Origin of the sequence: Pseudoalteromonas shioyasakiensis (genome assembly GCA_013391845.1) — a bacterium.
Classification (GTDB): domain Bacteria; phylum Pseudomonadota; class Gammaproteobacteria; order Enterobacterales; family Alteromonadaceae; genus Pseudoalteromonas; species Pseudoalteromonas apostichopi.
On sequence record CP058414.1, the window covers coordinates 1,733,354 to 1,758,953 of the forward strand.

The 25,600-nt window shown below is 38.0% G+C and carries 11 protein-coding genes and 1 pseudogene; 2 read left to right on the top strand and 10 right to left on the bottom strand.

Going from position 1 to position 25,600, the window contains the following annotated elements:
* Positions 1-58 precede the first annotated feature (58 nt).
* From HYD28_07925 to HYD28_07970, 10 genes and pseudogenes are all read right to left on the bottom strand, one after another.
* Complete coding sequence (locus HYD28_07925) at positions 59-1,303, bottom strand: DUF642 domain-containing protein (protein ID QLE08910.1); 1,245 nt, start codon at positions 1,301-1,303, stop codon at positions 59-61.
* A 317-nt stretch (positions 1,304-1,620) separates the two neighbouring features.
* Positions 1,621-2,862 carry a DUF642 domain-containing protein gene (locus tag HYD28_07930; protein ID QLE08911.1) on the bottom strand — a complete coding sequence of 414 codons (1,242 nt, stop codon included), beginning with the start codon at positions 2,860-2,862 and terminating at the stop codon, positions 1,621-1,623.
* Positions 2,863-3,113: 251 nt separating this feature from the next.
* On the bottom strand, positions 3,114-7,208 hold the full coding sequence (locus HYD28_07935; GenBank protein QLE08912.1) for a poly-gamma-glutamate synthase PgsB: 4,095 nt from the start codon (positions 7,206-7,208) through the stop codon (positions 3,114-3,116).
* Positions 7,201-11,475, bottom strand: coding sequence for a TonB-dependent receptor (locus tag HYD28_07940; GenBank protein ID QLE08913.1), 4,275 nt, complete (start codon positions 11,473-11,475; stop codon positions 7,201-7,203). The genes HYD28_07935 and HYD28_07940 overlap by 8 nt, the downstream gene beginning before the upstream one ends.
* Positions 11,460-12,203, bottom strand: coding sequence for a hypothetical protein (locus tag HYD28_07945; protein ID QLE08914.1), 744 nt, complete (start codon positions 12,201-12,203; stop codon positions 11,460-11,462). Before HYD28_07945 ends, HYD28_07940 begins: the two co-directional genes overlap by 16 nt.
* Positions 12,193-14,460, bottom strand: coding sequence for a hypothetical protein (locus HYD28_07950; protein QLE08915.1), 2,268 nt, complete (start codon positions 14,458-14,460; stop codon positions 12,193-12,195). Before HYD28_07950 ends, HYD28_07945 begins: the two co-directional genes overlap by 11 nt.
* Positions 14,447-17,560 (bottom strand): annotated as a pseudogene (locus HYD28_07955) (poly-gamma-glutamate biosynthesis protein PgsC/CapC). The gene HYD28_07950 and the pseudogene HYD28_07955 overlap by 14 nt, the downstream one beginning before the upstream one ends.
* Positions 17,560-19,455 (bottom strand): hypothetical protein, encoded by a 1,896-nt coding sequence (locus HYD28_07960; protein QLE08916.1) that lies wholly within the window; start codon positions 19,453-19,455, stop codon positions 17,560-17,562. The pseudogene HYD28_07955 and the gene HYD28_07960 overlap by 1 nt, the downstream one beginning before the upstream one ends.
* A gap of 9 nt (positions 19,456-19,464) precedes the next feature.
* On the bottom strand, positions 19,465-21,678 hold the full coding sequence (locus tag HYD28_07965; GenBank protein QLE08917.1) for a CapA family protein: 2,214 nt from the start codon (positions 21,676-21,678) through the stop codon (positions 19,465-19,467).
* A gap of 329 nt (positions 21,679-22,007) precedes the next feature.
* Positions 22,008-22,661 (bottom strand): outer membrane beta-barrel protein, encoded by a 654-nt coding sequence (locus HYD28_07970; GenBank protein QLE08918.1) that lies wholly within the window; start codon positions 22,659-22,661, stop codon positions 22,008-22,010.
* 234 nt (positions 22,662-22,895) lie between these two features.
* On the opposite strand from HYD28_07970, the gene HYD28_07975 reads away from it, so the two are divergent.
* Entirely contained in the window at positions 22,896-24,314 is a 1,419-nt protein-coding gene (locus HYD28_07975; GenBank protein ID QLE08919.1) for an MATE family efflux transporter, read from the top strand.
* A gap of 70 nt (positions 24,315-24,384) precedes the next feature.
* Positions 24,385-25,563, top strand: coding sequence for a succinyl-diaminopimelate desuccinylase (dapE, locus tag HYD28_07980; GenBank protein QLE08920.1), 1,179 nt, complete (start codon positions 24,385-24,387; stop codon positions 25,561-25,563).
* Positions 25,564-25,600: the final 37 nt, after the last annotated feature.

The window sequence follows — 25,600 nt, forward strand, 5'->3', positions numbered from 1 at the left end:
GCCAAAGGTCAGTAAAAAAATGCCAGCTAAGCTGGCATTTTATGGCTTTAAACACAGTTTACTCTGCTGCGCAAACTGCTTCACTAACAAACGTTAAGTCGTTTACGTGGGCTGGGCCATCCATTACGAATGTCGCTTCAGCGGTGTTTTGATCTAAGGTGTAGATTTTTGCATTTTCGCCGCTTTCTCTACCTGAGATATAAATTGTCCCGTTATCTGCAATTGCAAGGCCTGATGCCCAGTTTATACCGTGCTCACCGATTAGTGTTAACTCTAGGCTACCTTCATCTAGAGTATATAGCGCCTTTCCTGTTAACACGTAAAGTACGTTGTAGTCACTTGAGTATGCGATGTCGCCGTCTGCAAATGTGTCACCTTCATACGAAAGCTTACCTAATACTGTTTTCTCACCTGTAGTTAGATCAAAGTCATACAAATACGTTTTGCTTGTCGCACGTAAAAACAGGCCATCTGCAGTTACCGTTGAGCGGTAAATAGGGAATGATGTCGCATCTACAACTTCAGCTTGTGTGTTAGTGGCTAAATTTAGGCTATAGATTTTTGATGCTTTGCTATTCTTATCAAGTTGCTCCATGAAATACAGCATACCGTCTTTGTTGGCAATATTTGATGCTGTATTGTTAAGGCCTGCAACAACAGTTACAGCGCTTGATTCTGGGTTAAAGTGGTATACATAGCCTTCAGTCTCAGAGCCAAAGTTATTAATACCATATAAACCTGTTGCAACAGCACATGGTTCAGCAACTTCAGTGACTACTACGTTATCGATGAATGCACCTACTGAATCAGATGTACCAGTACCTGCAAAGCTTAATACCGAGCTTGTGCTATCAGCTTCAACGATGAAGCTATATTTTGTCCAGCCTTTACTTGAGCTATTAACAACAGCTAAAGAGCTACCATTCCAAAAAACTTCAGCTTTATTTGTTGTTTCATTACCTTCCTTACGGGCAGAATAGTAAAAGGTTAACTCGTACTGTTTGCCTGGTTGTGTAGTAATATTTTGAGAAATACTGTAATTGGCTGTTGAGTCAAGCTCTAGATATTGGTTACCTTCTTGTGCAGTCACGATCCCTAGTTTATTTGTTTGAATTTCGAATTTAGCATGAGTACTTCTTGTCCAGCCAGGAATCTCGTTAAATAACTGCCATTGACCATTGTGATCGGTCACTGTATCTGTGTTTTCGAATGATCCGTTTTCTACTAAATTTGTGCCAGCCATTGCAATACCCGATACAATAGTTAGAGGTAAAACAGCCAGTTTAGTAACAAAGTTTTTCATGAATTTCTCCATTATTTTTTAATATTAAAATTTTAATGTTATTAATTTAAATATCAAATATTTATATTTTATATTTTTTATTTTAATTGTTTTTTGTGTTTAAGTGCTTGAATCTTAATATTGTTTTTTAGGGTAGGAAATTTCTTATTTTACTTTTATGTTTTTTTATAATTTTTTGTCTGATATTTTTTTATTGCTTTAAGATTTTTTATTGATATTTTGTTTTTATTTTTTGAGAGCGTTAGCTGAGTGTTTCGTGTTGAAGTTTTTATAGTTATAAATGCCAGTATTTAACTGGCATTTATAATATTAAAAGTTTACTGTGTTGAGCAAGTTGACCCACTAATAAATGTTAGATCATTTAGATTAGCTGGACCTCGCATTATATATGTTGCTTCAGCAGTGTTTTGATCTAGCGTATAAAGCTTCGCGCTTTGACCACTCTTTCTTCCAGTAACATAGATCGTACCATCATCGGCAACTGCAAGGCCTGATGCCCAGTTAACTCCATGCTCACCTACTAATGTAAGTTCTAAAGTATCTTGATCAACTGTGTATAGTGCTTGTTCAGTTAATGCATAAAGTACGTTATTGTCACTTGAGTATGCAATATCACCACCTATGAACTCTTCACCTTCGTAGCTTAGTTTTCCTAGAACTGTCTTTTCACCAGTTTCAAGGTTGAAGTCATACATGTAGGTTTTGCTTGTTGCACGTAAGTTAAGACCATCAGGAGAAACTGTAGAACGAATAATAGTATAAGAGTTAGTATCTGCGACTTCGCTTTGCGTATTTGATGCTAAATCTAGACTGTAAATTTTTGAGTCTCTAGTCTCACTATCTAGCTTTTCCATAAAGTATAGCTTACCGTCCATACCTGCTATGTTTGCAGCTGTATTAGTAACACCAGCAACTTTTGTTACAGCTGATGTTTCAGGGTCTAAGTGGTAAATATAGCCTTCTGAATCAGAACCATATTTATTAATTGCATACAAACCCGCTTGGACTGAGCAGTATTCTGTAGCTTCACTTACAGAAACATTATCGATGAAGCCACCCACACTACTTCTGCTACCAACGCCAGCTAATGTAATCTCTGAACTTGTGCCAGTTGCCTCTACAGTAAAGCTGTACTTAGTCCAACCTTTAAATTTAGCATTAACAACACCTAAGGATTCACCATTCCACAGCACTTCAACTGTACTCGCTGTATCATCACCAGACACACGTGCTGAGTAATAGAAGCTAATTTCATACATTTTACCAGCTGTTGTAGCTACGGCTTGAGACACGCTATATTGCTGCGTAGAGCCAAGTTCTAGATATTTTTGGCCTTCTTTCGCTTTGAGAATTCCTAGACTACTCGTTTGTATTTCAAAAGGTGCGTTTTCGCTGCGTGTCCAACCAGTGATTTCATTGAATAATTGCCATTGGCCATTATGATCAGTGACAACCTCGGCTTCGAATGATCCATTTTCAATCAAATTTGTGTTAGCCACGGCAAGTGCAGAGGTAATAGCAAGTGGTAATACAGCTAACTTATAAAATAAACTTTTCATATAACTATCCTTTGTATTAGATAAAATGTTTTATCAGTTATATTTTTATCTTTTATAAAGTTATTTTCAATTTAGGTACGATGTTTTATTTTGTTTTATTTTTAATTTGCACATAATATATTGATGATGCTGGTTATTTTTGTTTGTAGGAAATTTCTTATTTTTGTTTTTGTTTTATTTGTGTTTTCTTTTTTGAATTTATTTTTATTATTTTTCATTATTTTTTTATTTTTATTGATAATAAAGTTCTCTTATTTTTTGTCGTAAAGTTTTCGTTTATTTGTGAACCAACCTGACTTTTGGTTACGGTTCATCTCGCTAAGTAATTTAATTGCTTTTTCTAATGTTATGCGCTGTTCTGCTATATCATTGTATATTTGAATAGCACGTTTTTTACGTTTTACAGCAGCACCTGCATCTAAAAATGATTCGATCACTTGGTTAAAGTAACGAGTAGGGCGAGATTGCGAATTTTCTTCGTCTACTTTTAAATACTCCTCATTAACTTTTTCTTGAAGAGTCGTTATTTCTGCTTGGCAGAACTCATTTTGAGCAAGCTGACTTTTCTTCAATATATCTAACTTTTGTTTTAAGTAGTCAGTTTCAAGTAAGTTAAATGACACTATCATATTTAAACTAGTTAATGCCGTTCTGAACTCTTTAGCTGTGCAGTGCTTACTCAGCATATTCGTAATAGTTTGTGATATTTTTTGCCATTGCTGCCAGGCATAAACGTAATTTAACCCTGCCCCTTTAATGTTTTGCATACCAACAACGACCTGATGAGTATTGGGCAAAGCTAAATCCGCAATCGAATTGGTTATTTCATCTGCAGATATATTGCTATCGTCAAGTAATGTGACTTTAGATTGGAGGATGGAAATCAAGCGTTCTTTTATTTCTTTACTATTCTTTGCGATATCACTTTTTAGGTAATCCAGGTGCATACGCTGATAATAAATACGCAGGGTATAGAGAATTGTGGTTAGTTCTTGATCAGGGATCTCTCCTGTGATCTCTTTTATGTAAGATTTATTAACAACCCCCTCGCTAAGTGTAAGTAAATTCTCAGCTGCTACACTGCCATATGCAATTCTAAACCTTGCTCTAACTTCAGCTCTGGTGAGTAAATTAAATTGCTCTAGAAGCTTATCTAGGCTTTCGAGATCATTAATTTCAATTAACTTTTCTACTCTTTCTATAAATGCATCGAGAAAGTAACTGTAGAATCCCTCTACATTACTTCCTATTACCACAACACGGTCAAAACGTAGGTCATTACTGAGCATCGCAGCAAAAACTTTTGAGCGCGCGACACGGTCGTTACGATTATTTATAAGCGCGATTACCTGGTTTTTTGGGTCGTTATTTAATCTTTCAAGCTTAAGGCGCTGCCAGTTTTCTAATGTAGCTAAGCGTTCGTTTGCAGACATGCTATTGACGAACGATTGACTAATTTTTCCGATAGGCGCTTCAGTAAAGTGCTTTAATACGCCAATATCAGGCACTATTCGTGCGGATGTTTCTTTGAATACATAATCTTTATTTAAGCCGATATGTTCCGCCATTTTGCACACGAGTGCTATATTGGATGGATGTTCCTGGTAGGGGTATAAAGAGCGAATGTCATCAGTTATTTGCAAACCATCGGCCCAGTGAACTTGAATTAAGTTAGCGTTTTTTTGTTTTGCATTTAATTCAAGAATTGGGTTCATATTTTGTTCGCTGGTGAACACTAAACTATTCTCACCGATAAAATGGCTTGTTTCATTTGCAACATCAATTCCTGTTGGACCTAATGTATCCTCATGGTCTGGGTAAGCATTGGTAATAGTTGAAAAGTTATCATCCATCCAATTCCTTAATATTTTTACATAGCGCGGGGTCAATCCCATACATTCCCAAAGAAATACATCGGCTTTTACTTTTGTTGCAAAATGCAAAACATCGCTTTGTTCCCAAATACTCGCTTTATCAAAAGGTCTGAATAATGGAATTTCGAATTGCTCTCCACTTGCTCTTGCATAAATAAGAGTTGCTTCACAACCTGTTGTTTTACTAATCACTTTAAGAGTTAAACTACTAAATAATGCTGCTTTTAATCGTTCAGTTCCTGACTTTCCTCGTGTTCCCCAACCCCCGATTGAAACGGGAATTTTGGCTCTATCTGACTTTATTTGCCTACTTATTTTTATGTGGCGAGCCCAAAAGTAGGCTGAGAAAGCCATAACGAAAAAGATCAGTTGACCAATACTATTTTGATAAAGCGAATAGGCATATTCTTTAAAGCTTGACCACATATTAAACAAGAAGGGCGTGAGGGATAGTTTTTGATATAAGTTGGCAATACTCGGCTCAACAGGGAATTCGGCATTAAGCACGGATCCATATTGTTGGAAATCAAGTATGAAGCCTCTTGCTTTTATTAACTCTAGAAAGTCTTGTTGTTCGTGGTCAGAACCATTTCGTAAATCATCTAATTTTTCAAAGTTGAAAGAAATCCAGCTATACGCAAACATGCGTTGGAGTACGTTACAGGGAGGGGTGACGATTAAAATACCATCAGGAGTGAACGATTTAGCTGGCGTTTTCAGATTGTCTTGTGACAATGTACTCAGTAGAAAATCTAACATAGGTAAATGAGGTCGAGCACTAAACTGTTTAGCATCAAACCGGGGCTCTCCAGGTACCTCCGTTTGGCTAATCTCCGCGACGGTGCAGCTCGGCACATGCATAAATGCACTTGGTTTTCTGGCTTGTACATGATTAAAGCTTTGGCGTTTACCTGTACTTGGATTTTTAAATTCATGCCATAGCCGCCAAAAACGAAAGCCCCGCCTGTAACCTCGTTGTATGTGCCAGCCTTTATTTTTCATTGCTACATTAAAGGCTACATTATTCTGCGCTTGCTTACTCAAAAGTCGGCCTAATAAATCTTGCTCAACCCATTCAGAGTTTAAATTAATGGTAAAGTTTGAGTTTAAGTTAAACTCGAGCTCAGCGACTTGTTGCTGGTACACAAAGCTGACAAGCTGCTCTCTGACACGGCTAATAATTCGCTTTACGGCAGTATCTTTCTCATTTTCAAGCTGCGTATTTAAGACATTGATAAAAGACTTAAACAATATATCTGCTTGGCTTTGCTGATCATAATCAACTTGTAAGTTGAACATTATCCTTGGCGTTAACTCGAGTAATAAACGCTTCTGGGCAAAGCTTTGTGCAATTTTCAGTTGTTTTCGCCATATGTGAAAAACTTGCAACTCTTTGGTTAAACGAGGATCTGTTAATTGCTTAATGAGTGTTAGTCGTACCGCTTCATGGGTTTCTTTTTGGAGCCGAACTGTTAATAGTTTGAGAGCAAATGCCCTGGGTAATAATGAGCATTGTTCAATGACGCTTTGCCTTACTCGAGGGTAAGTGTGCTTAGCAAGTAAAATGAGAAGCTTATAATTAGCTTCACTTAATTTAGGCTGTTTACATATAATTTTTGAAAATGACGCCAATAAAAACAGGTGCTGAGCTTCGATTTTTTCATTTGGTAAAACATCTAAATCAATTTGAGAGCGCATAAAATAGTGAGTAAAAGTGGGTCTTAAATTGATCAGAATTTCTAAAATATCTACTTTTGCAGCATGTGGGGTTGATTGTTTTTCAAGAGATAGTAATAACAGCTCAACAAGATCAGAATCGAATTGAGTTTCACTTACATATTCGCTAATTAAGTTTACCTGGTTGGCAAGGGCGCGAAAAATAGAGTTACGAATAGCTTCGTTCTCACTTTTTTCTAGTAGCCCCAAAAAGAAGCTTTCTAAATTGAGTGTTAACCATGATTTGGTTATTTCCCCCGAGTGGATCCGTAAATAGCGATTAGTTAAATCACCCAGTTTACCTATTAAAAACTTAAGAGATTGCTCAAGTTCAGAGAGTTTATCTTGGTATCTGTTGATGATAGCTCCCTCATCAAACCAGCGTTGAAAAGCATCTTGATCTTTTTTTAATTGTTCTCGGTTTGCACCTAAAGTATACGCGTAATCGAGAATATGAAACTCACGCTCAGCTTTTAATTCGGCATGATTTAAACGCTCGATAAAGCGCCTGTGATCGGCATCAATTTTGATTAATTGACTTTGTAGGGTATCAATTTTATGAGTTAAAAATGAAATAGTTTGCAGTAGTAACCAATCATCTTCCTCATAGTCATCAGGCTGATTTTTTATTAATTCCCATTCACTTAATTCATCAACTAGTTCGCGGTATTTTTGGCGATATAAGTCTAACCAAAAACTGGCAATGTCTGCGAAAAGCAAGTTTTCAAGGCGTTTTGTAAGTAAGTGGTTACTCATAGTCAGTGTGCTCTAGCAAATGATTTAATTGAAGTGCTGGGAAAATGATTTCATCATGGGCAAAAGGGGTAAATCCGGTATGTTGGTTGTTACCAGATGAAAACTCGATGCTGATATTGTGGTTGTCCCATACCCAATCCTGTTGTAGTCGCACCTTTAGCCAACCATGTGAAAAATCACCTAAACTAATTTGTGTTTGCCAAGCAAACTGTGTGATGTATTGCCACGTAGCTGTGGCACGGTTGTCATCTTTAAAGCGGTAATAGCTATCAATGCCAAGTTGGAAAATGTGATCTTGATAATATTGATTCCAACTGGTGTTGAAGTGCAGATAGTCTAAGCTCGTCCAATCATCATTTGAGCTTGATGACACACCAAAATTTAAATAATTATCGACCCAAGGATGATAACGATATTGATAAAACCCTTGCCATCCCGAGGCATGGTTTTCACGGTAAAAATTAAATACATTTGAATTAAGTAGGTCGTCACTGAGGTAATCATTTAAATCAGCGCTACTGTAACGAATAAATGGAGTTAGTTGCCACTGATGACGATGTGTAGAATCACGTTGCCATTTTTGTCCTACACTGAAACTACTATCAAGGGCATATTGAAGATCAAATCCATTATGACTTGGTTGCCAACGGCTTTGAATTTGCGCATCAACATACCAAGGAGTTGTATCATCTTGCCATGAATAGTAACCATTGAGTGCAATTAGATCCGTTTGTTCTTTACTAAATGAGTAGTAACCTTCTAATTGGTACCAATCATTGTCGTCGTTAAAACGTAAACGAGCGCCAATATCAATGCTTTGTTGGGTTGGGATATTTTCAGCGGTTTGAAATATTTCTTGTTGATCAAATTGTATAAAACCTTGCCAATTAAGATCATCACTTTGAAATGACTTTTGATCACTTACAATTGTTTGCTTTTCTGGTACTCGATAAGTTACTAAATCAGGCAAAGGAATTTGTGCTTGTGTAAATTCTGAAATCTTATTATTGAGATCACTAAGCTCCCAAGTATACAGGCGAACATGTTCAAGTTCCGATGATTTGACTTCAATTTTGCCTGCAGGATGGAAAAATTGGCGTTCACTTCGACTATAGCTATTTATCTTTTCTAACTTGATTAAACGATCTGCATTTAAAGTCGCAAGCAAAGGGGTAGTGGGAATAACAGAATAAAATAGTAGCGTTGTAGGTAATTCTATCTTTCTCCACCGACCCGCAATAGATTGCTGTACTTCAACTTTTAGTTGTTGAGATAAATAGGGGTTAAGCCAGTGTAGGGCAATGACATTATTATCTAACTCCCGTTTATTAAATGTAAAGGGAATGCTTTGCTGCTCCGTAACAGACCATATTTTTAAACTGTTAGCCAGTTGTATGGATAAGTTTGCCACATTAGCTTGGGCAAGCTCTGCGGTAGAAAAATTAAATACAAAGCGAATTTGTTCTGCCTCTGTTTCGGCCAAATCTATATAAAGGGTATGAAATGGGCGAATCAATAAACCATCATTATTTTTTAGATGCGTCTTGAATTGGTTAAACCTATCAGCAAAGCTAGTTTGTGCTGTACTTTGAATATTAAAAAGACGCGTACCTGCATAATCGATTAGGCTATCTAAGGGTTGCCAGTGGCCAAAACTTTCTATTCTATTTTGTAAAAAGGTCGATGAGGCACTCGCAGGAATTGTAGCTATTCGCTGTAATAGTTGCGTATATTCATTATTGTTTAAACGCTTTTTAGATAATAGATATAAGCCATTAATTAAAAGGTCGTTTTGTGTGGCATCATAGGCATAAACTAATGACATAATATCGTCTGTAGCAAGCTGGTTTGCAGCATCAGAGCGGTAATCAAAAGCTTCATATAATGCGTCAGGTATATTTTTAAACTCTATAAAGGCTTTCTGATCAGCTGATAGAGTGAGTGTCTCTCCTGCTTTCAGACTCACAATCATTGTTGATGCAACAGAAGCCGCTTGTTGGCTTTCAACAATGAGTGTTGTTGATGGAATATCGCTGTATATTGGCATTAATTTATGTTGGTATTGACTATCAGCCTTTAACCAAGCAGTTTGATACTCGCCGTTTTGTTTGGCTTCTGTGCGCGCTTTTATACTTAAATTAACCGCTTCTATCGCAGTGTACTTCCAGGGCATATGCTGTGAAAGCACAGTGTTTTGCAATTTTCCTTGAGAGTTTATTAATGTTTCTTGGGCTCCAGAAAGTAATTCATATTGCTTATCTTCAGCTTTTAATCCAGGACTTAAACTGTGGTAGTCAAGTGCCATATAAGCTTGCTTAGTTGTGTGAGTTTCATCCTTTTTGTTTAAAAGCCATATTGCGAGTCTATTTTTCTGTTGTTTAGTTGCAAGCTTAGTGAGAATACTATTACATTCTTCCAATAAGCTTTGGTTTCCTGCGCACAGAGCAAACAACTTTATTTCTTGGTGCTCATCTTGGTAGGTTTTTAATAGAGACTTTAAAGCAAACTCCTGTAATTCCCTTTGTTGAGTACTCTTGTATAGTCCTTCTAAGTAACTTGTTGCAAGATGAAACTGTTGTTGTTCACGCAAAATACTTATTTTAATTTGCCATGCTTCAATAGCTACCTGTGGATTTGGATTTTGGGTTAATGGTTTTAAAAAGGCAAGCGCATCTAGAGGCGCAGATTTTGCCAGCTCCTTGGCTGTTAGCAAAGATTGCTGCCAATTAAGTAATTTAATTTTTTTTCTTGCTGGGGCATAAGGCTGAATTAGCGCTAAATAGTCACTATATAGCTTCCTTAAGTGCTCAGTTATTAACTGTTTTGTAATAGGGCTTTTTTCAGAAAGGGTTCCCGGTTGTAAATAAAGTACTTCATTACTTGGAAAATCTGTAAGTGTCCGGGCATAAACAGCAAAATCAATACTAGGCACATCATCAGTGGTTTTCTTAATTGTCATCGTTTTACTGTCTAGTGGCACCGAGACATGAATTGTTTGGTATTCTTGTGTAGCTTTAATATTAACCAACCAGCTTTTGTCACCGACATTAAGTTTAAATTGACAATCTTTATTGCTACGGGCAACGAAGGTAAGCCACGGCGTGACTCGTTTTTGGCTAGATAAGTCAAAACTCAAAGCCATCTGTGAAAGCGACGTAATATGTCTGACCTGTTTATTAATGCGTGGATAAAACTGATCATCAACTAATCGCTGCTCTTCAAGTTCAGTAATTAGCAATTTTTTTGAAGAGCTCGAAGCATGAACTACGCTGCTCCCTTCTAGTAAAGTTTGTGTGGACATTAAGCCAAGCAAATCATAGTAGCGCTTAACTGCGAGGGAGTTATTTTTTGTAAATACACTGTCACTAAAAACATTCAGCGAATACTTGTTGTAAACTGATTCCATTGCATCGTTGGCAGTTTTTAACCAGTAGGGGAGCAGTAGTTTTTCTTCAACTTTTATGGCTGTCGAATCATCGTATATGGCTCTGTGGCTTTGCGATATTTTTACATACGTGTCGGCTTGGCTTTTAATCGTTAAATATTGCCCCGCATCAATAGCTAAATAGTCACTATTCACTAGTCCTACCTGCTGATTTTGGTATTCAAGGGCCGGGTTATTGATGATGTTAACTTTTGCAGTAAGAACTTCATCTACGTAGGCATAGACAGCACCATGACTATCTAAAGATGTCATGTTTTTTCTGACCGAAAGCTTAATTTTTTTTGCATCAGGAAAATATAGAGTGACCTCATCACCTTTATCGAATTGATAAAACCGTTCGCTGCCTTTTCTTGAAGAAAGTAATACTGATGGCTTAGCAAGTTTTAGGGCTCGTTTAAAGCTATCAACAGTGGTTTGATAGTGACCGACTTGCGCAGAAAATTCAGCCCGCTCATTTTGACGGTTTTGAATCGCTACAACACGGTTATGCCCAAGAGCAGGAAGTTGACAGCGTTTTTCTAAACATAATAAGTCACGATCCATTTGAACTCGTTGCTGTATATATTGTGTGTTGCCCACACTCATAATGAACTTGTCGAATAACTCAGGGTTGAACTCTAACCAGTGCCCTTCGGGTAGCCATAAATATTGATGCTCATACGAATCAAATTGCATCTGTTGTGTGGTTGCGAGCACGTCTAACTTTGGAGAGGTTTTTAACCAAATAGGAGGCTGCAGTACAGCATGCTCTTGTTGTACGGCAAGAGCAGGTTTAAAGGCCAGCAGCGTTAATGTTATGAAGGCTATTATGAAATAAGGCATAGGCTAAACTGTTTTAAAAGTTGGTTGTTAGTTATTAACTGCTCTCGCAGCTCGCGACTTAACTCGATATGGAAAAACTGACTATTAACAGGAGCCAGCGAATTTAGAACATTGTGTGTTCCGCCCAACTCATGCACACCGCGCCCATAAACCAATGCATTAATACCCAGTTTATTGTTAAGGCATTGAGCAATATTTATAGTTCGTTTAGAGGCGAACACATGGCCTTCGCTTAAAATGATATCTGCTTTTCGTCCTTGCTCTGTAGTTCGCTTTTCCTTTGCAAATCCATGGATTTGATAAATCGAAAATGATTTAACTGAACTGCTGTACGCAAGTATAAATGCGTTACTACTGCTATTTTTATATTTGCTAAAATCGATTATTTTGCCATCGGAATCACGGCTATTTCGGTGTTTCGTATTAGTCAATAACACTTGGCACTCACTAAATAAGGCTTTAGCAATTTGCAATGTGTGTTTATCAAAATATCTATGTGGAGCATAAGAAATACAGGTGTTCCCTTTTGCTTTAAAATGTATTTCACCACCCGAAAAAAGAGACTTATTGGCTACTAAAGCCCCATTCTTAATGGAAAAGTGCTCTGGTACACGTTGTTGGTTATTCAACCAAACTCGTAGGCTGGAAGTGAGTTTTTCTAGCTGAGCGGCCTCACAACATGCAGCGGTAAATAATATAAGAACAGTAACGATAATTTTATTGTTCATTATTCCACCACCTTACTTTTTGGTCCTTTTCCGGGTACTCTTCAAGTATAGATAGCCAGATCGTTTCGGAAGAGGTTAAAGTCACGGACTGCAAAGAATCTATATCATTAGCGACTTTGAATGTAACGCTAGGATAGCTAGCTAATTGGCTCTTTTTAGGGTGAATTAAAAATGATTCTAATAGCTCAGAGTTATGTAGCTGATAACTTTGCTTTGCAATACTGTACTCACTAGTCAGGCCAAGTTTGTAATTAGCAGTATGTTCAAGACTCAATGTAATAGGTTTATTACTTTGAGTACGAAATGCTTTAAAGACAATGCTTATTGGGTGTTTGTTCTTCGAATAAAGCAGCTTAATTGGCTTATTTTTATCTAATTGGTAAAGGCGTTGTTTTACCCAAGGGCGATGACCGTACCAATTTTGATAAACAGTATTTGCTTCATCAATTAATTTCATTTTTTCTGACAAAGAGATATCAGCGGTTTTGACTTCATTAGCACTTTTGTTATTTATTTTTAATATCAGTCGGTTATCGTTTTCGCCAGAAGAGGGGAAGTAGTGATTGTTATTATAGATCCCAAAATTAAATTCTTGTGATGGCTCTGGCTTTTCATAATATCGTTTTGGACTTAAACCAAGTGCCACATTTGATAATGGCAAAACATTAAATAATTCCTTAGATTGGTAGTATGTTGTTGTTTCCTCAATATCTCTAGGTGGAGTGAAAGTACGAATATTTACGAAATGTTCTCGCTGCGCCAAGTCGTAATGGTTACTTGCTTTTTGCTCATACCAGGCTGCAATATCATAAAAGCCATCTGTTGATTCAGTCGTAAGCGGTTGATGTGCAGTGCGGTGTTGATAATGAAAGTTAGCGAGTCTTGACTTTACACGCAGGTATACATCGTCGCTAGATTCAACTTTAATATAGCGTGCTTGTTGCGGTGAACGTAGGTAATACGATGTGAGCATGCCTACCGCTTGTCTCTGGGTATTGCTAGCAATTAACCGGTCAAATTTAGATGCTTCACCTTTTATAGTGACGGCATATCGTTCGATTTGTTTTTTATTATTGTCGTATAAAGTTACGTCTATTTGGCTGCTATTTAATGTTCTAAGTTCTAAATTTAGATGGCTTTCAGGGACGATATCAAATTCAACTGACACTTTTGGGTTTATCAAATAACTGCCAACATAACTTGTTAAAATAACTGCCCCAGACTCTGTTCGCCATTGAGTTAACAATTCTTTTTCACTGCAGATTGTAATTAACCCCGCATTAAGTAATGGGGTTTTGTACGTGTTTACTTCATCAGTTTGAGTAAAGTTTATTTCTTTTGGCGCTTCAAACTGAAGTTTGTCATACCAGATCAATGAAGGGGGTTTTTGGTTATCACTGACAGTGAAAATTAAGCTATCACTTTCATCTAACTTGACACTGGCACACAAACTACCTCTAGTATAATAAGCTGCAAGGTTATACTGCTGCTGACTGAAGTCATAACTAATTACATTATACGGTAAGCTTTCGTATAGAATGTCTGACTTAAAGTCGATTTCAGGAATACCTTGTGGTGCAATTTTTTGCCACCAAAATGCCATTGCATTCGTTATTTCAGTATTTGTTAGAGTATTTTCACCCATGGTAAGGTAATCAGTTGCGCGCTTACGTCTATCTAGAGGCCGTTTTAACCAACTATTAAGTGGGTCAACGTTTTGAACGGGGGTTTTCGCATGAACTCGAACTACCACGCCTTGAATTGATTTTTCTTCAGGGATAAGTAATAACGCTACGCTTTTTGCCGTAGGGTAATGAGCTATTGGCAGGTAAAATGATTGCCCAGACGCAACATTAAGCGATTGTTTATTCTCAATGATTTGTTTGATCTGTTGCTCTTCACTATGGTTAACTAGCTTTGAAGCGTGGTGGTAAGTTTCATCTAAGATCACCTCTTTTTTATCATTATAAAGAGTATATTTGATGGCATAATTAACTGGTTTATCAAGAGTAACCGATTGATCAAATACAGCATTTGAAAGTATACGCAGTGAGTGAGTCCGCTGATTAGAAAATGTATAAGTCAGTGGCTTTTTAGTACTTAACCATTGAACTTTTGAGCGAGTCTCTTTACTGGTTTTTGGGTTTACCGGTTCTGCTGAATCCAGCCAAATCAAAAAGTTATTCCAAGTAAATAAGGCGATTAATAAAACAGTGATAATAGCTAAGATGGCTAGGAAGCGTTTAATTAGATACATTAAAGCCTCCAACCATCATGTTGTTAAAAACATCTATATCAATCAGTTGATTGCTAGCTGGGTTATAGATGGCGATGAGGTTATTTTGCTTTTTGATCATCAGTACGAATTTATTCAACTGTTCTAATTTTATTGTTTGTAATACACACTCATTTAGTTCAGAACATATCGTCTTTAAGGCCGCAGTTTGTTTATCAGCAGTATATTTATTAATTTTTCGTTGGATTATTTGTTTATCATGGCTAGTGAGCGCTGCCCAGTTTGAAGGCGACAAAGTAGCTAGATTTATTGTGGTTACAGTCGGGTTATTCGAGATAGCGAGAAGGCGCATCAGAAGGCTGTTTTGATCAATTGAAAACTGTTCTTTAAAGTCAGATGCAATCCATAAGGTTGCCAGTTCACTGTTTGAATTAAACTGTTGATATCCATATTGTGGCGAACTACCAATTTCGAGGCCCCTAGTGGCTTTTTGACCTTCTACTACTTGATAGCTGACTCCTAGACTGCTTAAGTCTTTAGTGAGCTTTTCCATTAGAGGAGTTGCGATATCCCTTACTTGGGTATTTGAAAATGCAATTGCGTTAGGGCGGATCCATGATGGCGCACTGTGGCTACGGATCTGAATGTTTAAGCTTGGTTGTTGTGCTTTAAAACGTGAATAGCTTTGATGAACAACATTGAATAATGAACCGACATTATTCGCTGCAAGAACATTTGCCTCAGGGTGAGCGTAGGGATGTGCACCTGCAATTAATAAGTTGGCAGCATTTGAATTAGTGAAAAGCTCACTTGCGAAACTTAACGTATTCCCTTCGAATATTGGCCTTGGGACACTTAAACTGATTGCTTCATGTTTACTCAGTGAAAATGCATATATACCTTGCCCAAGAGCCTGTGCATCATTACTTTGCAATGGGCTAAGCAGTATGTATCGCCCATTACTATTTTGTACAAGTTGTAGCTGGTAATTGAGTAATTCGGCTGTGCCATTAATCTGTTTTAAGTGATTTAATACATCTTCATTAAGTGATGAGTTGCCAATTTGCTAAATTAACTTATAAAGTGGTGTTAAGACTTCAAATTCCCAAAGGGCTACTTGGCTGTGAGTTAATGGCTGATAATTGAAACTGCCTTTACTGCTGATATAAGCGGAAAAGTCATCGACAATATGAGCCATATCTTCATTGATAATATTAAGTTTTAAATTACTATAGCGATAATTTTCACGGTAAATATACGCCAAAATATTGGTGTAATTATCTCCATCAAGAAAGACCTCAAGCATAGACCCGGTAAAGTCTGTTGCTGGTAAACTACTTTTGGCGGCTTTACCAAAATAAGTTGCTTCACTGCCTAAAAATTCATGGATCTCGCGCTGACTTATAGATTCTGGAAGTCGATTAAAGATCCAATATTGGCTTTTTACATCACTAGGAGTGCTTTTGAGTAAAGCTGCAGTATGACGGTTAGATTCGCGAACCTGTAACAGCTCATTAATTTCCAATGCATTAATGAAAGCTTGGTAAAATGGACTTTGTTGATTTTCTTTCGTCAACGTTACTTGAGGCGTCCTTGTGGCTCCAAAAACGAGTGCTTTGCTTTTTAAGTGTTGAAAGATAAGAGCTGCAGAGTCACTAGCAAGGCCCTCAGTTATAGGGTAGGGCACAGTGATTATTAAATTTGTCTGTGGTTTTTTATTAATTACAAATAAACCACGTTGTTGATTCTCAACAATATCTATTAGATATACATAATTATCATCACTCACAAGCTTAAAGCCGATAGAATTGAACATGGCACTGAGATGCCCCATTTTTTGCTTATTCTCGATGGCTTTGTTCAGTTGATAAATAGCATATTTGAAGTCAGATACAGCTTGACTTGCTTTATAGCTACTTACCGTTACTCTATTGGAGCGAGTGGTATATAAATAGCTTTTATACTGACTCACTTGCTGGTTAAGTGTTATGACTTGTAAGTTTTCTGCTTCAGGGCTAATACTTTGTTTTATTAGTAAAGAAGGCACAAGCATGACTAAAAAGCCAACAATAATGGCAAGGCTTCCACCTATTACAGAAGTTTGAAATGTAGCTCTAAGTACCAGACCCAGTGCATTTTTTTGATAAATCTTAAGGGCAAGTAAGGTAGCGAGCATATACCCAAATGCAAAGGTGTCGGTTACTTTAACCGTTGGAAAGAACCAAACGACGATATAGTTTAAAACAAGCTTAAAAATAAAGCCTATGGTAAAAAATAGCATCAGTAATCTGGCACCTTCAATATGTGCATGCCTTAGGCGAGTATAATGAATCAGAGAGCTTCCTACCGTTAATATAACGGCAGTTTCTATAAATGAGGTTAAAATTTTACTTGGTTGCGTTAGCTGTAAAGCTAATAACGCAGGTAGCATGATACCGTTAAATTCCCAGCCATACTTTAAATTTGCACGAGAGGCCAAAAAGGCTGTAATAACCAAAATAATATAGGCTTTAGGGGCAGCAATAATAGATGCGGCAACAGCTTCATACATTATACCTAAATTAGCGATGCTAAAATTGGTAAACGGCATGAGTACAAATCGCACCAATATATAAGTGATGAATAACTGAATAAAACTTACTTTCAGACCATACTTAAAACCGCCATTCCACATTACGTTAGCTGTTAATGCGATAATAATAAGACCTAAAGAATAAAGCTGAGATGCATAATCAAAAGTAATATCCCATAGGCTTAACTGGTCAGCTATGATTGGCCAAAATAGAGTATCCATACAAACACGGACTAAGATACTGATTAAGATGATGGCAAAAAAGCGGTCTCTGCCAAACATTTCACTGTAACCAAAGCGCTCCATCAAGTAACTTGCACTTATACGCATAAACCCATATACAACAATAGCTTCTATAATGATAACTGCTGCTGAGGTGGGGCTAATTATGAGTAATGGCACAAGGTAACCCGGAACTACAAGGCCTGTAAGTGGAAATCCAAAGCGCAAATTGAGTAGGCATACAACGGCAGTCCCAACCCAAACAGTTGTAATAACGGATTGACCCAGTCCGCTACCTGCAGGAAAAAGCGCTAAAACGAAGTCCATTAAAGTCTAGCCTCCGGAATTACTTCTGGAGTGTCTTTAATAAATTCAAATAATATTCCAGACACTTGAAAAGGCGCACCGGATGCGGTTTGCGAGTTATCGGAATGAAGTGCTCTAATAATAAGCGTATAACTATGTTTATCTAGGTTAGCAGGTAGCTCAACAGTGGCTTTATTTAGAGTTATGTAGCGTAATTTCCCTTTTGCAGTTTCGATATCAAGTGCGCAACTTCGACAAAGTAAATCAAGGGCTGTCGTTTCAAAAATAGCAATTTGGTGCAGCTTAGCAAAGTGCTCTAAAGAAGCATTGGTTTGAATAATTTGACCAAACAAATTAAATAACACTGTAGCAGGACTGGTATGGTTAAATACCATTTCTAAGGTGGTTAGCTTTTGCTCCATTTCATTAAGTGAGCTTTTAACCTTCTGGCTAACCGATTCGTGAAGCTTAAATGTAAGTAGTCTATTAAGTAGAGTTCGATTCTTAGCCTGTGTTGTTTTAAATATATGGTAATGGAATAGGAGCTCAGCAACTTGGGCAGCAAACTTATTAACGTTTTTTTCAAACGCTTGCTGATGAAAGCTTTGGTTAGGAACAATTGATAGAGCCCAAAAGCCACGTACATCACCAGCGTATACAAGTGGCGCAATGAATTCAATTTCACCTTTAATGACCTGTTTAAAAAAAGGACGGTTTATTTTCACAATGCCTAATGACTTTAACGCATTACTATAAGGTGTGCGTTGATAGTCTCTTCTCATTTCTTGGATATCATCGAGTTGGCAATTTATTGCGCGAATTTCAACTACTCGGTGGTCGTCTTCTTTACGGGCTAAAAAGATTGATTTTTCCAGATCTAATTGCTGACTTATTAATTGAATAATGGGATCCCATGGGGATGGGTGCTCAATAAAACTTTGAGGAATATAACGGCCCATCATCATCTGCTGAATGTTATTTACATCAGCTGTGAGCTCTTTGTCTTCAGAAATTTTTCGAGCAACTACAACCCAAATTAAAGTTGCAAAGGTCAGTGTGATGTATTGACCAATTGGAATGAAAAGTTTTGTAAAGTTCACTAAAAAGTAGCCGGCAGCACACCAAAATATAGTTATGCCGAAAGCGACTAGAAATGAATAACTTATAGATATTTTTTGATAGAAAAACAGCAAAGTAAACACAAAAACCTGTGCAAATACTACCGATATAGCAAAATTAAGCTCATTTATAGTGCTGTTTTTCTCAATACTATCAGCGATGTAAGCAAAAAGAAGTAAAGGATCATTTAGGCCTTCAAGTTTAGGAGCATGTATATTTACATTAAATTCAGCAGCTTGTTGACCAACAATGAGCACTTTATCTTCAAGTTGTTCACTCATAACGTCGAAGTTAAGTATTCGCTTAGCGGTAAATTTTGGAAGCGCAGATACGTCTAATCTGAAATTAATCAGTTTAGATTTGTCATGGTTATAATTAAAAACAGCTTGCCATACACTTTCACATTCAAGATTATCAGCAGCGGGGATACGCAATTGATAGGTTGCCCAAATCTCTACCTTTGGCATGCAATACTCACTACCAGCATAAGGATAGAAAACCCCTTCCTTGGTTGCAGGCTGTAGTGGCTCATCAGCTAACATGATGATTGCTCTTGGCTGATACTCGGATAGCTGAGTGACTAAGTCTGAATGATTAGTGCTGAGACTTTCACTTGTGATGAGCACAACGTTTGTTTTCTGAGTGCTACTAAACGAGCTTATTTTTTTATAGAAAAAAGCATCACTCGCTTGAAATATGTTCAGCAGGTTACTAAAAAGCACAATCGCAAATAAGAAAACAGTGAACCAAAAGGCTCTTTGCTGCGTTAATCGCAACAACTGTTGTAATGCAGCCAAAATTCCTCCTTAATCAAGTACAGTGAATGTAAGCTTTAAACTTACCTCACCACTTGAATTGACTTTTAAAAAGTCGAAACCGTGCATTTTATCGGTCTTCCATTGTCCGTTTTTTAGATTAATTTTTTGTTGCCAGCTAATCATAGCGACATCATCTAGGCGAATGATAGCTTCACCTGTATTGGGTGGATAGTGCCTAAACTGTAACTTAACACCACGAGGTGGGAGTTCTTTAGGCCCAAGAGTAAGTTCATCTGAAGGTAAACTAAAATCATAGCTAAAAGCGTGCCATGGCTGATCGCCTCCTTCGCTGACTGGAACTATGTTTTCTGCAAAGGTAAGGTCATCGATTTCAGTGGTATAGGTCAGTAATGCCTCGAATTGTCCACCATTTTCAGACTGTAAATAGGTTAGTAATGAAAAGTCTTTACTGAGATCAAGCTCGCCTGCTTCATCGGTTAATTCCATGACTCGCATTGTATGTCTAAATGGAATAATAGAAGGGGTATTATCAAATCTATCACGCGTTGAGCACAGAGCCTGCAAGCCATTAAGTGGCTTATCAGTGCAAGGTAAAACACTTTCACTGCTGTGATCCCATCGACTTACTTCAAACGCTTCGGTGTCATTGTCCCAATCTTCAAAATCACCAAACACCATAATATCACGGCCAAGTAAAAGGTTATCAAGCGCTTCATTGTTCACTTCAATAGATGAAACATAGGCTGCTGAAGATGGCGAATACTGTCTTAAATCGATGATGTCTGTAGTCGCGTCAATATCAATGGTCACTTGCTGAGATTTTTTACTTGCTTGATTAGCTGTAAAGTATATCTCTGCGTAGTTTTCACGGGGGATAAGGGTAATATTATCATCAGAAAGCTCAGCGATTCTTCTCAATAAATAATGACTTAAAAAACCGTTTGTGAATCGAGGCTTATAGTCCTCTAAATATATTGGGTAGGCAAAGCCGCGATTAATAGTTTGGCTTTGGGTATCAAGATCGAGCATGACAGCAAGACCCAATAAGGTGTCAAGTCTAGGCTGGTCAAATACAAAATTACCTAAACCTAATATGGCCGGTATTTTATTATATACAGCAAACCCTTGAGCAATATGAGGATGATGGCCAATTAATAAATCGGTGTTCTGCGAAGAAAGAACCTTAAATCGGCTACCTATATAGGGTGAAGGCGTATATGAGTATTCATCGCCACCATGCATTTGTGCGATTACAAAATCATTAGGATCAAGTTGCTCAAGTACTGCTCTAACTTCTTCTGAGTTAGTCAAATCCGCAGCCCCACCTTTATTCGCATCAGCGACATACGTATATTGGTGCTCTTTTCCCGTAATTGTGGTTGCTGCAAAAAGTGTTAAGTTAACATCTTCAAGGTTATGTGAGACAGTTTTAAATGCTTCAGAGTCGTTAAGGCCTGCACCGCTATTAAGAAATCCTGCACTTGAGACTTCAAGCAAGGTATCTTCAAGGCCATTTTGCAAATAGTCATAGATGTGATTATTACCGAGGCCGACATAATCAATGCCAATTTCAGTTAGGCTTTGCAATGATTCTGGTAATGAAAAGAAACTGAACTCTTTGGTTGGGTGTACATTCGTTGGCATTGTCGTCACTGGCGACTCAAGATTGACTGATGAAAAGTCAGCAGCCCTAAACAGTGCTGCCACTTGGTTGGTAATCGCAATACTGTCTTCTCGCGCTGAGTCAGGTCTAATTAGCGCATTACTAACATCAGGTACTGATGTACCCATGGTGTCTAACTTGGGGTCTAGAAAACGTCGACCAAACATTGTATCACCTGCAAATAGCAAACTCTTTGAGTTAGCAGGCTTTGTTTCTAACTGAATATGGGAAGTGAAAAAGTTAGGCTGATTTACTAAAATGCTCGCTTTAGGGAAATAGCCTAGTTGTGTAATGAAAATTGCATGGTTACCAAATGAAAGGTTATTGATAGAGACTCGTCCATTTACATCAGAGAGATACTCTTGAGCTGCTACAGAAACAGTTACATTACTAAGAGGCGCTTGATTCTCATCTGTTATAGTAAATTCGACGTCAGTAGAACCAGCAATTAATGCTTCACGGTCACTAATTGAATCTTGCTTTTGTTGTTGTGGTTTATCTTCATTGGGGTCTTTTACTTTACATGATAATAAAGTTGCGCAAAGAATTAACACCAAGGAATTAATAACTATTCTCAATTAACACCTCAAGCTGACACCTAGTTTAGTTTAAATAGGTCAAAATTATTACGGTCATTTTATAATTGCGTAGGGGTGGGAACAACACGTCTAGGGCTCTGAAAATTCAGATATTGCAGTCAAAAACGGTAAAAATGAGAAGCGTTAACTAAATAAAAATTAAAAACTAATGATATAAAATGGTTTATTTTTGAGGCGCAACCTAAATTCATTAGTTGGTCAGAGAGGATACACTAAGCTAGTTTTTAATATGGAATTGGCTATGAGAATTAAATAAAAAAGGCCAATATATGGCCTTTTTGTGCGTATGGGCTTTCACAAAATGAAAGTTAGAATTTGTATTTAACACCGAACATAGCAACAACTGGGTCGATTTCTACAGTTGAAGTTAATGCTTTTGCGCCGTCAGCATAAACTGTAGCGTCTGTATCGATGTCGATTAGTGAAACCATGCCATGAAGGCCCCAGTTTTCACTCATCATGTAGTTAAAACCAGCTTGAGCTGCAAAGCCAAATGAATCATCTAGTTTAACTTCTACATCGTCAGTACCTAGTGTTGCTTTTAAAGCTGCTGAAGGTTTCTCATCAAAGAAAGTTGTATAATTAAGACCAACACCCACAAATGGACGGAACTTATAAGTTGAGTCTAAGAAGTGGTATTGCGCTAAAAGTGTTGGTGGTAAATGTTTGATTGTCGCAATTTTGTTACCTGCTAAACCACCAGCACCTTGAACATCATGACTAAAAGGTGTTGCTGCTACTAATTCAATTACCCAATTGTCATCAAGCGCATAATCTACAGTAATACCTAATTGAGTATCATCATCTGCACGTAGACCTAATGTTGGTGCTTCATTGATTTTTGAACTGTCGTTATCAGGGTTTACATTAATTGCACCTACGTTCACGCTTAAGTTTGCGTTTGCAACAGGAGAGAGTGCTAATAGTGAAGTAAGTAATGCAATGCTTAATTTAGTTTTCATGTTGTTCTCCGCGAACTACTTGTCTTATTTGGTTGACGCTATTATTACCAAGTTGAAGCGGACAAAACCTGTTCTAGATCAAAGTTTCAAAAATGTTTGAACTAAGTGAAGGCATTTATTGATTTAGATTAAGTTTTTAAGCGGGTACAGCAAAAAAAAGATTGACTCTTATTGACTCTATATTCATTTACGGCTGGTAAACTAACGGTGTTATTTGCTTATTAGGTGTTTTTCATGGCTGATCCCCAGCATTTATTTCTTCATGGCTCGATTTCAAAAGCGCTACTTAAATTAGGTATCCCGATCATCTTAATCAATATTTTGCAGTCGGCTTATCAGCTGACCGATGCATTTTGGGTAGGACGTTTAGGGGCAGAGCAAGTAGCTGCTGTTTCTGTCAGTATGCCTGTTACTTTTTTAGTGATTGCTATTGGCTCTGGGTTGGCTATGGCGGGCGCTATTTTATCTGCTCAATATATGGGAGCTGGCCAGCAAGATAAGGTAAATCATGTTGCTGCGCAAACCATGTTAATGGTGACAATAACCGCAGCCTTACTTGGCTTAATTGGCTATGTGCTATCACCTTACTTTTTGACTTTATTAGGTGTTGAAGAGCAAGTGTTTGGTGATGCCCTTAAATTTATGCATGTATCATTTATTGGCGTTGTGTTTGTGTTTATTTATGCCATGTTTCAAGCTCTAATGCGTGGCATAGGGCAAACCAAGGTGCCGCTTTATATTGTAAGCGGTACTGTGTTACTCAATTTTGTGCTCGATCCCTTACTGATTTTTGGTTTTGGTGAGTTCTCTGGCTTTGGCGTAATGGGGGCTGCATTAGCTACACTTATCACGCAAAGCTTAGCGGCTGCAATCGGAGTATGGGTGTTTTTACGTGGCCGTCATGGTATTCAACTTAAACTCTCTAGTTTTAAACCAGACTGGCAATATATGAAGCAAGCCTTCTTTTTAGGGGCTCCTGGGTCGGTTGAACTATCAGCGAGAGCATTTGGTTTAATCATTATGTCGTTTTTGGTGGCTAGCTTTGGTACGCATACCATTGCCTCTTATGGTGTAGGATCTAATATTTTGCAAATGGTGATGATCCCAGCAATGGGTCTTTCAATGGCTGTTTCGACCTTGGTTGGTCAAAATATGGGGGCGAGAAACCCACAGCGTGCTGCACAAATAACACGTTTAGCCTCGCTTTGGGGGCTGCTAGGCCTGACATTAGTAGGCGTTATAGCTTATGTATTCGCTGAATACTTGGTGGCTTTTTTCATTCCCGATGATGAATCTGTGATTGCTGGTGGTGCAGAGTTTATCCGCGTTATGTGTTTAACTTGGGGCGGAATAGGCGTACAGCTTTGCGTGGTTGCTGCATTTAGAGCTTCAGGTAACATGCTTAATGCTATGGTTGTCTCACTGCTTTCACAGTGTGTTATCCAATTTCCAACAGCGTATATTTTGTCTAAACATACCTCACTTGGACCGCAGGGCATATGGTATTCCTTTGCAATCACCAATGTACTCGTGGCGCTAATTACTTATCTTTGGTTCGCAGCAGGTCGTTGGCAACGAACACAATTAACGAAAGAAGACAAAGAGATTGCTAAGGTGACCCAAGAAACACTCATCGAAGAAGGAAATCATTAATTTAACTTTCACACTGCGGTCATAATCTCTCGTTGTAATAACCCAAGCTTTCTAAATGACTAGGGTTATTATGAGTTTGGTATCAAATGTTGAATTAGTATCACACCCATCAGCACAGTTTGAGGTGGTAAAAGCATTACAAACCTTGATTCGATTTAAATCGGTAACACCTGCTCAAGCAGGCGCGATTGATTGGCTTGAGGACAAGTTAAGCCAATTGGGCTTTGAATGTGAGGTGTTTAGCTTTAATCACGTTACTAACTTAATCGCTAAAGTAACCTTTGGTGATGGGCCTGTTGTTGCTTTTTCGGGTCATATTGATGTGGTGCCTGCCGCTCAAGGTGATTGGCGAGTTGACCCTTTTAGCGGCGAAATAGTTGAAGGCAATATTTATGGCCGTGGCGCGGCAGATATGAAAGGTGGTGTTGCTGCAATGTTTTGCGCAACCAAACGCTTTTTAGCGCAAAATAGCAATAAACGCGGCACATTTTACTGGTTAATAACCTCAGATGAAGAGGGCGAGGCTGAATACGGCTCTTTATTGATTGCTGAGCGTCTAGCCAAACAAGGCGTCGTGCTTGATGGTTGCCTAGTTGGCGAGCCGACGAGTCACTTGCATGTTGGTGATACCATTAAAAATGGCAGACGTGGCGCATTGTCTGCTCGATTATCTATTCAAGGTAAAGCAGGACATGTTGCCTATCCAGAAAACACCATAAACGCAGCGCATTTAAGTGCAGAGGTTGTGAAGCGCTTAACGGCAATTTGCTGGCACAAAGATGAAGCTGGCTCGGCAACAACACTGCAAGTGACCGGAATTAATATTGCTAATGTGGTAGATAACCTTGTTCCTGCTCAATGTGAGCTCAGTTTTAACGTGCGTTATAGTCATGGCTATAAAAGTAAAGACGTTAAAGAAGAAATTCAGTTTGCATTGGCAGATTTAGCATCGCAGCTAACGCTTGTTTGGGAGCGCCCGTGCGAATCATTTTATACCATGCATCAAGCAAGCAATTGCTTATTGCAGCAGCTTGAACAAGCTGTGCATGAAGTAACTGGCAGCTTTCCTATGCTTAGTACCAGTGGTGGCACATCTGATGGCCGCTTTTTTGCTAATGAGCACACGCAAGTGATTGAATGTGGCGTGAGAAACCATACTATTCATCAAGTTAATGAACACGTTCCCATTGCAGATTTAAAAGCCATTGAGCAAATATATTTAGCTGCGCTTAGAAATATATTTAATTAAAAAAGAAAAAGTCGGCGCGCTTGCCGACTTTTTTTAG

What these genes read in the sequence shown, in the direction of transcription:
- HYD28_07925 (QLE08910.1), bottom strand. Translation starts at nt 1,303, where the DNA reads ATGAAAAACTTTGTTACTAAACTGGCTGTTTTACCTCTAACTATTGTA.
- HYD28_07930 (QLE08911.1), bottom strand. Translation starts at nt 2,862, where the DNA reads ATGAAAAGTTTATTTTATAAGTTAGCTGTATTACCACTTGCTATTACC.
- HYD28_07935 (QLE08912.1), bottom strand. Translation starts at nt 7,208, where the DNA reads ATGAGTAACCACTTACTTACAAAACGCCTTGAAAACTTGCTTTTCGCA.
- HYD28_07940 (QLE08913.1), bottom strand. Translation starts at nt 11,475, where the DNA reads ATGCCTTATTTCATAATAGCCTTCATAACATTAACGCTGCTGGCCTTT.
- HYD28_07945 (QLE08914.1), bottom strand. Translation starts at nt 12,203, where the DNA reads ATGAACAATAAAATTATCGTTACTGTTCTTATATTATTTACCGCTGCA.
- HYD28_07950 (QLE08915.1), bottom strand. Translation starts at nt 14,460, where the DNA reads ATGTATCTAATTAAACGCTTCCTAGCCATCTTAGCTATTATCACTGTT.
- HYD28_07970 (QLE08918.1), bottom strand. Translation starts at nt 22,661, where the DNA reads ATGAAAACTAAATTAAGCATTGCATTACTTACTTCACTATTAGCACTC.
- HYD28_07975 (QLE08919.1), top strand. Translation starts at nt 22,896, where the DNA reads ATGGCTGATCCCCAGCATTTATTTCTTCATGGCTCGATTTCAAAAGCG.
- dapE (QLE08920.1), top strand. Translation starts at nt 24,385, where the DNA reads ATGAGTTTGGTATCAAATGTTGAATTAGTATCACACCCATCAGCACAG.